The organism is Salipiger mucosus DSM 16094, assembly GCF_000442255.1.
In the GTDB taxonomy this organism is placed as follows: domain Bacteria; phylum Pseudomonadota; class Alphaproteobacteria; order Rhodobacterales; family Rhodobacteraceae; genus Salipiger; species Salipiger mucosus.
Genome location: NZ_KE557273.1, coordinates 840,262 through 854,495, shown reverse-complemented (window position 1 = coordinate 854,495; position 14,234 = coordinate 840,262). Strand labels below are relative to the sequence as shown.

The window sequence follows — 14,234 nt, the reverse complement described above, 5'->3', positions numbered from 1 at the left end:
CATGCGACATCTCTCATTCGCCGGTCTCGCGGTGCTCGCCGCGACACCGGTTCTCGCACAGGAAGCAGGCGGCGGCGAAGTCGCCGGCGCGGTCCTCGGTGGCGTGATCGGGCTGCTGCTGACCATCGTGATCGGCGCGGTGGTCGGCTGGCTGGCAAGCCTCATCGTCACCGGCAGCGGCTCGGGCTTCTGGGGAGACGTGCTCTTCGGCATCGGCGGCTCGATCCTGGCGGGCTACGTGCTGCCGCTTCTGGGCATCTCCTTCGGAGGCGCGCTCGGCAGCTTCATCGCCGCGCTCGTGGGCGCCATCGCGCTCATCCTGATCGTGCGCATGATCCGCAAGGCCGCCTGAGCGCCGGACGTCCCGGCCCCCAATGAAAGGAACACCACCATGCCACGCCACACGCCGCACGCCCTGGCAGGCGCCGCACTGCTCGCACTCGCCGGTTGCGTCGAGACCACCGAGCCCCCGCGCGACGACGGGCTCTCGGGGACAGACCCGCAATTCGCCGCCATGGAAACTCCCTGCCGCGCCCAGGCCTCGCGCATGACCGGCAGTCCGCAGGGCGCGGTCGCGATCCTCGACCGCATCCGCACCGGCGGCGGACCGATCCTCACGCTGTCGGCAAACGGCGCGAACTACACCTGCCGCCTCGAGCCCGACGGCAGCGTCACCGTGTTCAGCGAATTCGCGAACTGAGGGCGGTCACTGCCGCCAGACAACGACACCACAGACCAAGAGACTGGAATATTACATGAAACTGCATACCCTCCTCGCCGCCAGCTTCGGCCTCGCCACCCTCGCAGGCTGTGTCGAAGACACCGGCTCGGGCAACACCACCGCGCCGGAGCAGGGCCGCCCCGCCGCGGGCAGCGAATACGACGTGAGCTCCTTCGAGGGCGCCCGCGCCGGGCAGGCCGAGGGCGGGCTGCAAGCGCTGGGATACGAGAACATCCGCAGCCAGGGCCTGACGAGCTGGTGGTTCAACCGCTCGACCGGCGCCTGCGCCCGCATCACCACCTCGGACGGACGGTATTCCGACGTCACGATGCTGCCCGCAGAGGACTGCTGAGCATAGGAAACCGTTTCCCTCCCGCGACGCAGGAGGGTCATTCGCCCAGCCGTGTTTCTTGCCTCGTCATGGCTGGGCGAAAGCCGTTTGAGACTTGGGCGGAGCCAAGCGCGCCGCGAATAGGCTCGTCGAAGCGCAAAGATTTGGCAAGCTCGACAGACAGTTCAACCTTTGGGCATTTGACCAAGTTCGTATGGCAGCCCAAATCGACACCGCGTCAAATAGCTTCTGCCGCCCCATTCGTGCGACACCTTATCTCCAACGTTCCGCACCCAAGATGGTCAGCGACCCGGCATGGCCTCCATGGCCACCCTGCCCCCACCTAGGACTTCCTGCTCCGCGCCCAGACACGGACGCATCCCGCGCCTCGTATCACTGTCCCGCAAGCAACAGAGAGACGAGGTCCGACATGACCGACAGCCCCACCACCCGCCTGATCGCCGACACCATCGACGCCTGCGGGAAGACCCAGCGTGAGATCGCCGAAGAGACCGGCTTCGAAAGGCCCAACGTGGTCTCCATGCTCAAGCATGGCGAGATGCGTATGCCCGTGGAGCGGATCCCGCCCTTTTCCAGGGCCACGGGCATCGACCCGCTGGTGCTCACGCGAACGGCGATGACCGACTACATGCCGGAGATCTGGGCCGTGCTGACCGGCTCGGTGCCGACGGTGCAGGAAGAGGTGCAGTTCAACATCCGGGCGCCCTCCCCGGTCGTCGAGCGGTTCAAGCAACTCTGCCTAGCCGAGCGGCGCAGCCAGGGAGACATGTTCGGCGTTCTCGTCCATGTCTGGGACGGCAAGGTCGAGCGCATGGTCTGATTGGTGGATCGGTCGCCGCGGAAGATCGTTGCGGGTGCCCCCGGGGCGCCCGCATGCCCGTCAGAGCGCCAAGAAGCGCTCCTGAGTGCGGTCGTGGCTTTTGGGGGCTACGCCGCACCCAGCACCATAGCCGCACTCAGCGCGCGTTCCTGAGAGCCTCCTCGGACTGACAGCTACGCCACGCGGTTTGACGCCCTCCGACGAACAGGACCGGCCCCGGGGGGCCGGTCCCGCTGTTCCGCGAAGGGTGCGCGGATCAGAGCACGAAGTCGCCGATCACCGCGCCGCCGACGATGTAGAGCTGCCCGTCGATCACCGCGTCGCCATCCACGTCCATCGAGGCGATGGTCACGTCCACGCCGGACAGCACGTAGTCGTTCAGGATCAGCTCGCCCGCCGTGCCGGTGAACGAGGTGCCGGCGTAGGTGAAGGCCTGGTTGCCACCAGTCGTTGCGTCCGCATCCACGAGGTAGAGGCTGATCTCGTCGCCCTCGGTGGCGTCGAAATCGCGGATCTGGTCGCGGTTCCAGCGGCCCACCCCGGTGTCATCGATCGAGCGCAGCACGAAGGTGTCCGCGCCGGTGCCCCCGGTCAGGAAGTCGGTCGCGCCGCCGCCGTCGAGGAAGTCGTCCTGCGCCCCGCCCAGCAGCTTGTCGACGTCGTCGCCGCCGTAGAGCCGGTCGTCGCTGTTGCCGCCCAGGATCGTGTCGCGCCCGTCGAGACCGTAGATCGTGTCGTTGCCGGCCGATCCCTCGAGCCGGTTGCCGTGGGTGTTGGTGCCGTAGATCGTGTCGTTCGAGGCCGAGCCGAAAACATGCTCGATGTTCGACAGAACGTCACTGCCCGCCCCGCCCGAGGCGATGCCAGACTCGAGGTTGACCGTCACCGGAGCATAGATCCCGGCGTAAACCGCAGTGTCGTAGCCGCCGCCGCCGTCGAGGGTGTCGTCGCCCAGACCGCCGTGCAGCGAGTCGCTGTTGCTGCTGCCGAAGAGCACGTCGTTGTCGTCGCCGCCCTCCATGCGGTCGTTGCCACCGCCGCCCAGAAGCGTGTCGTTGCCGGCGTTGCCGTAGAGGCTGTCGTCGTCGGCGTTGCCGCTGATGGTGTCGTTGGCGCTCGCGCCGGTGATGGTGTCGTCGCCGTTGCCGCCGGAGAGGTTGTCGCCCACGAACGAGCCGGCCGCGAAGCCGCCGTCGATGAGGTCGTCGCCGTCGCCGCCCGCGATCGTCTGGTCGTTGAGCCCGCCGGTCAGCGTGTCGTTGCCGTCATTGCCCTCGAGCGTGACGTTCAAACCGCCGCCGGCGTCGAAGTCGTCGGCCTGGTTCGACCCGATCAGGTGCTCGAACCCGGCGATGCCGACGGTGTTGGAGCCAACGGTGCCACGGTCGATCGTCCCGGCGCCGAGATCGACGGTGAAGCCGTTGGAGCCTTCCGCGCTCATGTCGAACGTGTCGATGCCGCTGCCGCCGTCGAAGAGGTCACCGTCGGAGGTGTCGGTATCGCCGATGAGATTGCCATTCAGCACCACGAAGAGGTCGTCGTCGACCCCGCCGTCGATGAGCCCGCCGCCGACCGCCTCGAGCGTGTCGTTGCCGTCCTGGCCCAGCAACGTGTCGTCGAAGGTGCTACCGCCGCGCAGATTGTCGTTGCCGAGCCCGCCAGTGATCGAGTCGATGCCCCAGCCGCCCCGGATCACGTCACCGCCGTCGCCGCCGTCGATCGTGTCGTCGCCGGAACCGCCGTCAATGGTATCGTCGCCACCCCGGCCCCAGAAGGTGTTGTCGGCGCCGTCACCGATGATGCTTTCCGCGCCGCCGCCGCCGTCGATGTTCTCGACGTTCGCGATCGTGCGCGTCGCACCGCCCGTCGTGCCCCAGGTCCCGGCCACGAGATCATAGGTGATTGTGGCGATGTAGCTATCCTCGATGTCCAGAAGGTCACCGAGACCGCCGCCGCCGTCGATACTGTCGAAGCCATCACTGGTGGCGTTGAAGATCGTGTCGTTGCCGAGTCCGCCGATGACACTGTCGAAGCCCTGGCCGCTGTCGATGCTGTCGTCGCCGGCGCCGCCGTCGAGCGTGTCCACGCCCGCTCCGGAGATGATCTCGTCGGCCTCGCTCGTGCCGGTGATGGCTTCATTGGACCCGTCACCGAGGATCGCGACGCGGTCGCCGTGTTCTGGGTTCCAGCCAGTGAAGGTCCAGGCCGAGAGATCGATGACCGTGTAGGGTCCGGCAACGACTTCGACCCGTTCCGCGCCGGTGCCGGTGTTGTTCCAGCCGTCGATCAGCACGTCGTCGAGTTCGGAGGACTGGTCGACCTCCTGCGCACTGATCCGCAGCGTCGATCCGGCCCCCGCCTGATCGAAGCGGATCCGCTCGATCCCGCTGATCTGGACCAGTGTCGAGCTCAGGTCGAAGGTGCCGGCCCCCTGGATCACGATCTCGTCGTTCGTGCCGGTGCCGCCTGAAATGGTGTCGTTGCCGACCGCGGAGGCATCGTCATAGATGAAGTCGTCGTCGCCCTCGCGCCCGGACATCGAGTCGTCGCCGGCACCACCGGTCAGGGCATTCGCGGCCTGGTTGCCGACGATCACGTCATCGCCCGACCCGCCGATGGCGTTTTCGATCAGCGAGGCGGTGTTGCCGTCGTGGAGCAGCGCATTGAAGATGTTGCCGCGCGCGAAGTTGCCATCGCCGAGGTTGGCCTGCTGCGTCGAACTGAATAGCGAATGCTCCCCGGGACGCAGATCGAGCTCGAGATCGTTCGAATAGGCGCTGAGGTCGTAGGTGTCGGTGCCCCCGCCGTCCCAAATGGTTGCAAAGATGCGGTTGCCCCCCGGCGCGATCGCGACATCGCCGTTCACGACGGTATTTCCGCTGCCCGGGTCCCAGCTGTAGACCGTGTTGCCGGAATTCGTCGTGTAGTCGGCGCCGTAGATCTCTTGCAGAGCCTGGATGTCCAGCATCATCCAGGTCTGGGCATAGCCCCAGGTCTCGTTCGAATACCCCCCGGACAGTGGATCGTTGATGTAGGACCGGTAGGTCATGACAGTGTATTCCATCGAGTCCCGGTCCGCCGGCAGCGGGCCGTAGACGCTGTTTTCATGCCCGTGCTTCAGGCCGAGCGCATGGCCGATCTCGTGGATATGCGTGTGCCATGCAAAATTGCCTGCGGTGGGCGTCCGGTAGATGTTGCTCGCATACGTCCCGAACCAGACGTCGCCGTTGTCGTCCAGGGTCGTGGATATGTAGTTGCCGGGAAAATCCGCGACTTCGGCGGTGCCGACTCCGGACCAGGTCGTATTCGCGAGGCGGATTTCCTCCTTGATGCCGGAGGTGGAATCCGGGCTGGCATCGAACACCACGCCAAGGTTCGTGATGCCTTCGACCGAAAAGCCGTCGGTGCCGCTCGGTCCGCCGAGGGCCAGTGCGAAATCGGCCGCGGTCTCCTGCTGGGCGGTGAGGGCGTTGAACCCCGTCATGTAGGTGCCCGCGCCGTAACTGTAGACACCCGTCGCCGTCGGGAAGGAATACTGGATCGTCGCATCGGCCCAGGCGTCCGATGTCAGGAGCCCGTCGATATACTGGTTGCCCGTGGCGGACACGCTCATCGTCGGGTTGCCGTCGCCGCTGTCGGTTTCGAACAACCCGTCCGACCGGGTGAAACCGGGGAACTCGAGGCGGCCGCCGGTCGAGGTCACGGGTCCGCCGCCCTCGAATGTCGCGCCGGACCGGAATGGCGTGACCCTCTGCCACGAGGGGCCGTCGTCCTCTGCGAAAACATTTTTGAAATGGTCAAGTTTCAGATCGAGCATGGATAATCTCCTTCGGAAATTCAAAGAGGTCTAGTATTCGGTCGCTCCTGTGCCCTGTCGGACAGCGGTAAGGCGTCGACGCGCCTCGGCCGCGAGAGGATGATCCGGGTGGCGCCGGATGAACAATTCGAGGGCGTCCGCCGTGCCCGCCTCCAGCGCCGCGTCGAATTCCTCGCGGATCGCTATGTTTCCGTCGCGGGCCGTATTCGCCCCGGTCCCGGGATCCTTTGACGAACCCCTTGGAAAGGCGTCGCCGGCAGGCTGAATGACCGCGGCACCATCGAGGCCCGCTGCCGACACCGGCCGATGCGTGGCGCCGGCCTCGCCCGCGACAGATGTCACCGGCCCAGACCCGCCGGCCACGGTGCAGGCCGCGACACTGGCCAGGGCCGATGCCATCGAAAGCATGGCCGCGAAAGAGAGCAGAATGCTCCGGTAGACAGCCCTGGCAGATCTGTCGCCTTGCAACGCCAGATGTTGCCTCGACTTCAAGGCGGACAGGCCAGGAGCGACCCCGGCACATGCGACGGATAAATTGATCCGATACAGGCGAGCGAGAAACGTCCCGCCGCCATTCGTCCACCGCAAAACAGTGACACTGATATTACCCAGTGAACCTCGCACAATACAGGCACCCTGCCATATCTTGAGTGAGAATCAAGGGCTTGCAGTCGAAAATCGACTCCATGCCCGCGGCACTGACACTTACTACGACTGAAGGCATTGTCAGGCGTGCCCTCGCGGCGGCCGCAGAGGACTGCCTTCCGATAGGCACTGACCGCGGCGCCGCGCGATGGAACGCTCTCTCACGAAAAAGACCGGCGTCAGAGCACGAAGTCGCCGATCACCGCGCCGCCGACGATGTAGAGCTGGCCGTCGATCACCGCGTCGCCGTCCACGTCCATCGAGGCGATGGTCACGTCCACGCCCGAGAGCACGTAGTCGTTGAGGATCAGCTCGCCCGCCGTGCCGGTGAACGAGGTGCCCGCGTAGGTGAAGGCCTGGTTGCCCGCCGTCGTGGCATCCGCATCCACCAGGAAGACGTTGATCACGTCGCCCTCGGCGGCGTCGAAGTCGCGGATCTCGTCGCGCTTGTAGCGGCCCACCCCGGTGTCGTCGATCGAGCGCAGCACGAAGGTGTCCGCCCCCGCGCCGCCCTCGAGGAAGTCGGTCGCGCCGCCGCCGTCGAGGAAGTCGTCCTGCGCCCCGCCGTAGAGACGGTCCACGTCGTCGCCGCCGTAGAGCCGGTCGTCGCTGTTGCCGCCCAGGATCGTGTCGCGCCCGTCGAGGCCGTAGATCGTGTCGTTCCCGTTCGAGCCCTCCAGCCGGTTGCCGTGCGTCTCGGTGCCGGTGATCTCGTCCGGTCCCGAACTGCCGAAGACATGCTCGACGTTTGCGAGCGTATCGTTGCCCAAGTATCCCGTCGCAAATCCCGCTTCGAGGTCGATTGCATGACCTGCGTAACTGCCGGAGAAAACCGCCGTGTCGTAGCCGCTTCCGCCATCGATGAAATCGTCACCCCTGTCGCCCTTGAGCGTGTCATCGTGGGTTCCTCCCTCGAGCCTGTCGCGCCCTCTTCCGCCCTCCAGTCGGTCTGCCCCGCCACGCCCCTCGAGCCGGTTCGGACCCCGTGTTCCGAGAATGGTGTCTGCCGCTCCGGTGCCGAGAAGGTTCTCGAAACCGCTCATGACCTCGACCTCGAGGCCGTCTCCGGCGGTCCCCGCCTGAAGATCGAAGATCCCTCCCTCGACCATGGCCGCGGACCAGTCGATGGTATCTATGCCCGCGCCACCGTCATAGACATCGCCGTCGAGGTCTGACACGACCCGGATCGTGTCATCACCCGCATCGCCGTGGTAGAGGCCGGGCGTTGTGGCGGCGATGATCTCGTCATCTCCGGCCCAGCCATAGGTGAACTCGACCCCGATCCGCGAGACAATGGTGTCATCGCCGGGGGTGCCAATCACCCATTGATCGGGTCCGTAGATGCCCCGCGTGCTGGGCGCGTCGCGCGGATCGAAGACCTGTCCGTAGACGTTTCGGCTTCCGGCGAAGCCCAGGAAGAAGCGCCCGTCGGCCAGCCCCACGCCCGAGACATGAGTCTCCTGACCATGGAAGGCGATCACCTCTTCTCCCATAAGTGAGCCGTTTCGGGTAAAACGTTGCATGGCGATCACGCCATCCTGGAAAGAGTTGTAGGCGACAACGAAGCTGCTGTCGGCCAGCGCAAAAATCTCGGGATCGTAATCGACAGAGAATAACCCGGAGAATCTCGCGACGACTCTTGGAATACCGATCGAGTATCCCGCCTCAGAAAAAACCTGCAGCTTGACGTAAGAGTAGGGATTATACGGTGAATCCATGGGGTCGGTCCAGGCGACGACGAAACCGCCCCAGGCCAATCCGGTCACCGTGGGCCCGGAATTGTCCTCGCCATCATAGCCGGTAACGTCCACGATTTTCTGATCGGAGACAAAGGCCCCATTGCCGTCCAGCATCCTGAAAACGATCGAAACGTCTTCGGCCAGGCTGCCATCTTCAAAAAAATCGTCGGAGTCGTAGGTGACGACGTATCCGCCGTCGGCCAGCGCCGCGATATCGGTGGGGACAAATGTGTAGCGGAGATTGTCGAGCGCGGCCCGAGCGGCACCCGCGGTGCCATCGGCCGCGACGGGCACGACCTGAACCGTCATGTCCTGGGTGTCGAGGTAGGCTGCCATGTAGCTGCCGTCGTCCTGTGCCGCGACAGACGGCAGGCGCACGGAAGCTCCCCCGCCCGGGGGGCCGGCAAGAAGGCTGGTCGTCTGCACCGTGACGCCATTATCATCGGTCTGCCACTCGGTCGAGCGCAGGACGATTCCGGTGGGCGTACCTGGATCGTCCTCGAAGACCACCACGAACCGGCCATCCTCGAGCGCGGCGGCATCGAAGTGCCCCGAATCGTTTCCGGCGGTCCTCTGCGCGGCCAGGAATTCCTCACCGACGGGGTTACCGATGGGGTTCAATATCTGGCCGATGATGTCGATGCTAGGCACCTCGCCCGCTCCTGCATCCGAATCGTCGTGCCAGAACACCACGATGTTGCCATTCGAAAGCTGGATCGTTACCGGGTCGTCCTGCGTATCTCCGCCAGGACCTGCGTCAGTCGAATTGATCCTGAATTTATCCAGCCAATTCTGAGGAGTAAGGGGCATATAATTTCCTTTACCAAAAATTCTGCCTGACCCGAAACGAGCGACGCAAAAAGGAACCCCGGACTATCCGAGCGCTGAGATCTTAACCTCGGATGGGCTAAGACCTTGAGCATACGCCAGCCCGTGTTCATGTCGACCTTCCGAAGCAATCGAGGTGACGTCGGAGACGAGGCCGAGCGCCAGCGCCTTCAGCCGGCGCTCGGGCTTTCAGCAACCCACAGGCGCATGGCAAGCGCTGGACCAGGTGAAACCGAAGACCTCAAGCCGCAGCATTACAAGGTTCCGCGTCTGCCAAGAGCGGGGCCCCGGCATCACCTCCATGGCCGCCCTGCCCTCACCCAGGGCTTCCTGTTCCGTGCCCGGACATGAATACATCCCGCGCCTCGTATCAATGTCCGACAAGCAGCAGAGACGAGAGTCGACATGACCGAAGGCCCTACCGCCCGCCTGATCAACGTCGCCATGTTCGAAAACTCTTAAGCGGCCGCCAGGCGGCTGAGCTGGCATTTCCGCCCCTTCCGCGCCCCCGAAACGAGCCGCAAGCCGGCAAGGACGGCTGCCTTCGCGTGACGGCAAGTCCGACCGCGTCATCGCATTGACAGACAGCCGTCGAGAATGCGCTGGTGGATCACGACGGAGCAGCCGACTGTAGCGCGAGGTATCTTCATGATCCAGGTCTTGTCGGGCGTCTGGGCCCTCCTTCTCGGCATCGTGCTGATCATGCTGGGCAACGGCATGCATTTCACGCTGATCGGTCTGCGCGGCGGGATCGAGGGTTTTTCCGCAACGGAACTGGCCATCGTCACCTCGGGCTACTTCGCAGGCTTCCTGTCGGGCGCCCGGCTGAGCCCGGTGCTGATCCGGCGGGTCGGGCACGTCCGGGTCTTCGCCGCGTTGGGCAGCTTCATGTCGGCGGGGCTTGTTGCCTTTCCGCTGGTGACAGAGCCCTGGGCCTGGACCCTCCTGCGTCTGCTCATCGGCTTCTGCATGTCGGGAATCTACGTCACCGCCGAGAGCTGGCTGAACGACGCCTCCACCAACGAGACACGCGGCAAGGTGCTGGCGGCCTACATGATCGCGCAGACGCTGGGCATCATCGGCGCGCAGGGGCTGCTGAACCTCGGCGACGCGGCGACCTCGGCGCTTTTCATCGGCGCCTCGATCCTGGTCTCGGTTTCCTTCGCGCCGATCCTGCTGTCGGTTTCGCCTGTGCCCGCAGCGGCCGTCACGCGGCCCATGCCGTTGCTGACGCTGTTCCGAGGATCGCCGCTGGGCACGGTCGGGATCTTCCTGCTGGGCGGCGTCTACGCGACGCAGTCCGGCATGGGCGCGGTCTTCGGGTCGCAGATCGACATGAGCGCCGCGCAGATTTCGCTCTTCGTGGCGATGCTCTTCGCCGGGGCGCTGGTGCTGCAATACCCGATCGGCTGGCTTTCGGACCGCATGGACCGGCGCAAGCTGATCTTCGGCGCCTCGCTGCTGGGCGCGGTCTGCTGCGGGTTGGGCTGGGTCAGCGGCGACGACCTCTGGCCGCTGATGGGGGCAGCCTTCTTCGCCGGCGGGGTGACGACCCCGCTCTATGCGCTCTTCCTTGCCTACACCAATGACGCGCTCGACGCCGAGGACATGCCGGCGGCCTCGGGAGGCCTCGTCCTGACCTTCGGCATCGGCGCCATCCTGGGACCGCTGGTGACCGGCTGGACGATGAATGCCTTCGATCCCTTCGCCTTCTGGCTGGCCCTTGGCGCGACCTTTGCCGCCATCGCCCTCTACGCGCTCTACCGCATGACGCAGCGCCCGGTGATGCCCTCCGACGAGACCGAGAGCTATCTCGGCGTCGTACCGTCCGCCTCGCCCGTCGCCGTGCAGGCGGCCGGTGCCTGGGCGGCGGAACAGGCGGAAGCCGAGCGCGAGACCGAGGCATACAACGACGGCCAGTCCTGACGCTCGAGTGTGCTGCTCCTCCCGTGCCTGCCGGTGAAAGCCGTGTTCGGCAAAGTGTTCCGGAAGGCAACAGGGTTCGGCGAGAGCCTTCTGCCGCAGGCCGGTCTCGACTGGACCGTGCCGGACTTCAGCGCGCCCAGCGGGGGCCGGAAAGCCTTCGTCGTGAACCGTCCCTGCCGCGGGCCAGGAGGCCGCTGACCCAACTGATCCCCTCGCGGCAACGGCCATGCCCCTGATCGCGGCAGCCTGGGCCTGGAACCGCGCAACAAGGCTGCCGGGACCCTCGGGGCGCAGCATCTTCCCGGGGCATGTAGCATCGTAGCACATGGCCGATGAGCGTTTTGATCTTCATCCGGCTTCCCTCGGCGCTCGCGTCATCGCGCGCATGGACGCTGCGCGCGATGACCTGCCCAGCGGATTTCTGCGACCGCCCGCGCGCTTACCGGTAGATCAGCGTCGGCAGCCAGAGCGTGATCGCCGGGACGTAGGTGATGAGCAGCAGCACCAGCACCAGCGGCACGAGGAACGGCGCGGTCCCGACGACCGCCCGCTCGAAGGGGATCTTGGCGATCCGGGCCAGCACGTAGAGCACCATCCCCACGGGGGGCGTCAGCAGTCCGAGCATGAGGTTCAGCACCATGATGACGCCGAAGTGCACCGGATCGACGCCGATGGTCGTGGCCACGGGCAGAAGCACCGGAACCATGATCGTGATCGCGGCCACGGTCTCCATGAAGCAGCCGACGACGATCAGGATCAGGTTGACCAGCAGCAGGATCACCCAGGGCCGTTCGGACATCGTCAGCAGCAGACTGGCGACGGTCTCGGGCACCCGGTTCGAGGTCAGGATCCAGGCAAAGATCGACGCGGCGCCCACGACCAGCAGCACGACGGCCGTCGTCTCGATGGTGTCATAGCTGACCCGCACGAACCGGCGCCAGTTGAGCGTCCGGTAGACGATCAGGCCGAGGAACATGGCCCAGGCGCATGCCGCCACCGCGGCCTCGGTCGGGGTAAACGCCCCTGTGAGGATGCCGCCCACGATGATGACCGGTGTCAGCAGCGACAGGAAGGCGCGGCCGAAGGTCTTGTAAAGCATGGTGAACCGGAACTTCTGGTCCCGCGGATAGCCGCGGCGGCGAGCCATCATCGCGACCATCACCATGAGCGCGAGCGCCATCACCAGCCCCGGGATGAAGCCGGCCGCGAAAAGCTGGCCGATCGAGGCGCTGGCGACCACGCCGTAGATCACCATCGGCAGCGACGGCGGAATGATCGGCCCGATGGTCGAGGATGCGGCGGTGATGCCGACGGCGAACTCGGGATCGTATTTCGCGTCCTTCATCGCCTTGATCTCGATGGCGCCCAGCCCGCCGGCATCGGCCACTGCGGCTCCGGACATGCCGGCGAAGATGACCGAGGCCCCGACGTTCACGTGCCCCAGGCCGCCGCGCATCCAGCCGACGATGGAGAGGGCGAACTTGAAGATCCGCTCGGTGATCCCGGCGGTGTTCATGAGGTTCCCGGCGAGGATGAAGAAGGGCACGGCCAGCAGCGGAAAGCTGTCCACACCGTTGATCATGCGGTGCGACACGATGATCGACGGCACCGAGCCGCTGACCAGCACGTAAAGCGCCGAGGACCCCGCCAGGGCAATGGCGACGGGCACACCGATGATGATGAGCCCGAAGAGGGCCACGAAAAGAAGGGCGATTTCCAAGTTGGGACCTCCTAGTCCATGCGGGGCACGCCCTCGGCGTGGCGTTTCGGATCGATCAGCTTGGACGTTCCGGTGCGCAGGTGGCGCCAGCCGTTGACCAGCGCGTAGACGGTCATTCCCGCGAAACACAGGGCCACGAACCAGTAGACGTAGGACTTCGGCACGTCGATCGAGACCATCATCTGCTGCGTGCGCCCGGCGAGACGGACGGTCAGGACGGTCAGCAGGCCGAAGAAGCCGATGGTGACGGCATCGATGACGGCCTGCGCGATCCTGCGGCCCGTGCGAGGAATCCAGCGATAGAGGAACTCGACCGCGATGTGCGACTCCTTCCGGACGGCCATGACGGCCCCGGTGAAGGTCACCGCGATCAGCAGGAAGCGGGCGATTTCCTCGGTCCAGCCCAGCGAGTCGTTCAGAACGTAGCGGGTGAAGAACTGCAGGAACACGACAAAGGCCAGGATCCAGAAGATCACGAAGACCGGCACGTCATCCCACTGGATGTCCGACAGGTCGATCTCTTCCTCCTGGAAGTGGATGTCAGGCTCTTCCGGCGGTTCGGAGTCGGGATGGTGCGATCTGTCTTGCATGCGACGGCCCCGGTCGGAAATGACATTGGCAGAAGAAACCGGCAGGGACAGCGGCCCTGCCGGTCCGGATCTCGTGGCGTTATTGCCCGATGGCCTGGAGACGGTCGTAGGTCTCCTGGTCCCAGGTCGCCATCTCGCCGTTGTGCATGGCCTTGACCGCCTCGATGAACGGCCCGCGGTCGACCTCGTTCACGTTCACGCCCTCGTCACGGAACCACTGGGTCAATTCGGCCTCGGACTCCCGGATGGCGTCGGTGGCGCAGACCGCCGTGTCCTCGAGCACTCCGACGAGCGCCTCGCGGTCGGCTTCGGACATGCCGTTCCAGGTCGGCCCCCCCACGATCGTCAGCAGCGCGTCGGTGATGTGGCCGGTCAGGTTGATGTCCGACTGCACCTCGTAGAACTTCTTGGCCTGGATCGTCGGAAGCGGGTTTTCCTGCGCGTCCACGGTGCCCTGCTGCAGCGCGAGATAGACCTCGGCAAAGGCGATCGGGGTCGGGTTGCCGCCCGTGGCCTCGGGGAACATCATGTAGAGCGGCGCGTTCGGCACGCGGATCTTGAGCCCTTCCATGTCCTCGGGGGTGGTGATCGGCTTGTTCGACGTGACGTGGCGGTTGCCGTAGTAGGTCATCGCCACGATGTGGTTGCCGGTCGCGTCCGTGTAGCCCTGCGACAGCTCTCCGAAGAGGTCCGAGTTGCGGAACGCATCCCAGTGGTCGTAGTCACGGAACATGTAGGGCGCGCCGCCGATGGCGATGGGGCCATAGGCGCGGCCCGCGAAGAGCTGTCCGGTGTAGATGATGTCGACGGTACCGAGGCCGAGGCCCTCGTTGATGTCCACTTCCTTGCCCAGCGACGAGGCCGGGTAGACCTCGATCCCGTAGCGGTTTTCGGTCGCTTCCATCAGGGGGCCGTTCGCATCCACGGCGCAGGAGTGATAGGGTTCGCTCGTCTCGTAGACATGCGCGAACTTCAGGACGCGCTCGGCCTCCTGGGCCGTCGCCCCGGATGCCGCCGTCGCGAGCGCCACCGCGCCCGCCAGGATCGTCGTCTGCTTCAAGGTAAACGTCATCGGT

Annotated in this window: 10 protein-coding genes; 5 read left to right on the top strand and 5 right to left on the bottom strand. The window is 65.4% G+C overall.

Annotated features, from left to right (window positions below; translation table 11 throughout):
• The first annotated feature begins 1 nt into the window (after nt 1).
• From SALMUC_RS04210 to SALMUC_RS04195, 4 genes are all read left to right on the top strand, one after another.
• The gene (locus SALMUC_RS04210) at nt 2-352 is read left to right on the top strand and encodes a GlsB/YeaQ/YmgE family stress response membrane protein (protein WP_020039893.1); all 351 of its coding nucleotides are present in this window, start codon (nt 2-4) and stop codon (nt 350-352) included.
• A 39-nt stretch (nt 353-391) separates the two neighbouring features.
• The gene (locus SALMUC_RS04205) at nt 392-700 is read left to right on the top strand and encodes a hypothetical protein (RefSeq protein ID WP_020039892.1); all 309 of its coding nucleotides are present in this window, start codon (nt 392-394) and stop codon (nt 698-700) included.
• A gap of 55 nt (nt 701-755) precedes the next feature.
• Nucleotides 756-1,073, top strand: a complete 318-nt coding sequence (locus SALMUC_RS04200) for a hypothetical protein (RefSeq protein WP_020039891.1) — start codon at nt 756-758, stop codon at nt 1,071-1,073.
• 409 nt (nt 1,074-1,482) lie between these two features.
• Nucleotides 1,483-1,893 carry a helix-turn-helix domain-containing protein gene (locus SALMUC_RS04195; RefSeq protein ID WP_020039890.1) on the top strand — a complete coding sequence of 137 codons (411 nt, stop codon included), beginning with the start codon at nt 1,483-1,485 and terminating at the stop codon, nt 1,891-1,893.
• Nucleotides 1,894-2,149: 256 nt separating this feature from the next.
• On the opposite strand, the gene SALMUC_RS31495 is transcribed toward SALMUC_RS04195, so the two are convergent.
• Both SALMUC_RS31495 and SALMUC_RS27960 read right to left on the bottom strand, forming a co-directional pair.
• Nucleotides 2,150-5,710, bottom strand: coding sequence for a M10 family metallopeptidase C-terminal domain-containing protein (locus tag SALMUC_RS31495; protein ID WP_020039889.1), 3,561 nt, complete (start codon nt 5,708-5,710; stop codon nt 2,150-2,152).
• 824 nt (nt 5,711-6,534) lie between these two features.
• On the bottom strand, nt 6,535-8,745 hold the full coding sequence (locus SALMUC_RS27960) for a calcium-binding protein (RefSeq protein WP_156883360.1): 2,211 nt from the start codon (nt 8,743-8,745) through the stop codon (nt 6,535-6,537).
• A gap of 825 nt (nt 8,746-9,570) precedes the next feature.
• Here SALMUC_RS27960 and SALMUC_RS04175 point away from each other — a divergent pair.
• A complete protein-coding gene (locus SALMUC_RS04175; RefSeq protein ID WP_020039886.1) occupies nt 9,571-10,848 on the top strand; it encodes an MFS transporter in 1,278 nt (425 codons plus the stop codon).
• A 439-nt stretch (nt 10,849-11,287) separates the two neighbouring features.
• Here SALMUC_RS04175 and SALMUC_RS04170 read toward each other — a convergent pair whose 3' ends face one another.
• From SALMUC_RS04170 to SALMUC_RS04160, 3 genes are all read right to left on the bottom strand, one after another.
• Complete coding sequence (locus tag SALMUC_RS04170; protein ID WP_020039885.1) at nt 11,288-12,568, bottom strand: TRAP transporter large permease; 1,281 nt, start codon at nt 12,566-12,568, stop codon at nt 11,288-11,290.
• An 11-nt stretch (nt 12,569-12,579) separates the two neighbouring features.
• Nucleotides 12,580-13,158, bottom strand: a complete 579-nt coding sequence (locus tag SALMUC_RS04165) for a TRAP transporter small permease (protein WP_020039884.1) — start codon at nt 13,156-13,158, stop codon at nt 12,580-12,582.
• A gap of 79 nt (nt 13,159-13,237) precedes the next feature.
• Nucleotides 13,238-14,230: a sialic acid TRAP transporter substrate-binding protein SiaP gene (locus SALMUC_RS04160; RefSeq protein ID WP_020039883.1), complete on the bottom strand. Its 993-nt coding sequence runs from the start codon at nt 14,228-14,230 to the stop codon at nt 13,238-13,240.
• Nucleotides 14,231-14,234: the final 4 nt, after the last annotated feature.

Excerpts from the sequence above, each read along its gene's own strand:
- SALMUC_RS04175 (WP_020039886.1), top strand. The coding sequence starts at position 9,571 with ATGATCCAGGTCTTGTCGGGCGTCTGGGCCCTCCTTCTCGGCATCGTG.
- SALMUC_RS04205 (WP_020039892.1), top strand. The coding sequence starts at position 392 with ATGCCACGCCACACGCCGCACGCCCTGGCAGGCGCCGCACTGCTCGCA.
- SALMUC_RS04210 (WP_020039893.1), top strand. The coding sequence starts at position 2 with ATGCGACATCTCTCATTCGCCGGTCTCGCGGTGCTCGCCGCGACACCG.
- SALMUC_RS04160 (WP_020039883.1), bottom strand. The coding sequence starts at position 14,230 with ATGACGTTTACCTTGAAGCAGACGACGATCCTGGCGGGCGCGGTGGCG.
- SALMUC_RS04165 (WP_020039884.1), bottom strand. The coding sequence starts at position 13,158 with ATGCAAGACAGATCGCACCATCCCGACTCCGAACCGCCGGAAGAGCCT.
- SALMUC_RS04200 (WP_020039891.1), top strand. The coding sequence starts at position 756 with ATGAAACTGCATACCCTCCTCGCCGCCAGCTTCGGCCTCGCCACCCTC.
- SALMUC_RS04195 (WP_020039890.1), top strand. The coding sequence starts at position 1,483 with ATGACCGACAGCCCCACCACCCGCCTGATCGCCGACACCATCGACGCC.
- SALMUC_RS31495 (WP_020039889.1), bottom strand. The coding sequence starts at position 5,710 with ATGCTCGATCTGAAACTTGACCATTTCAAAAATGTTTTCGCAGAGGAC.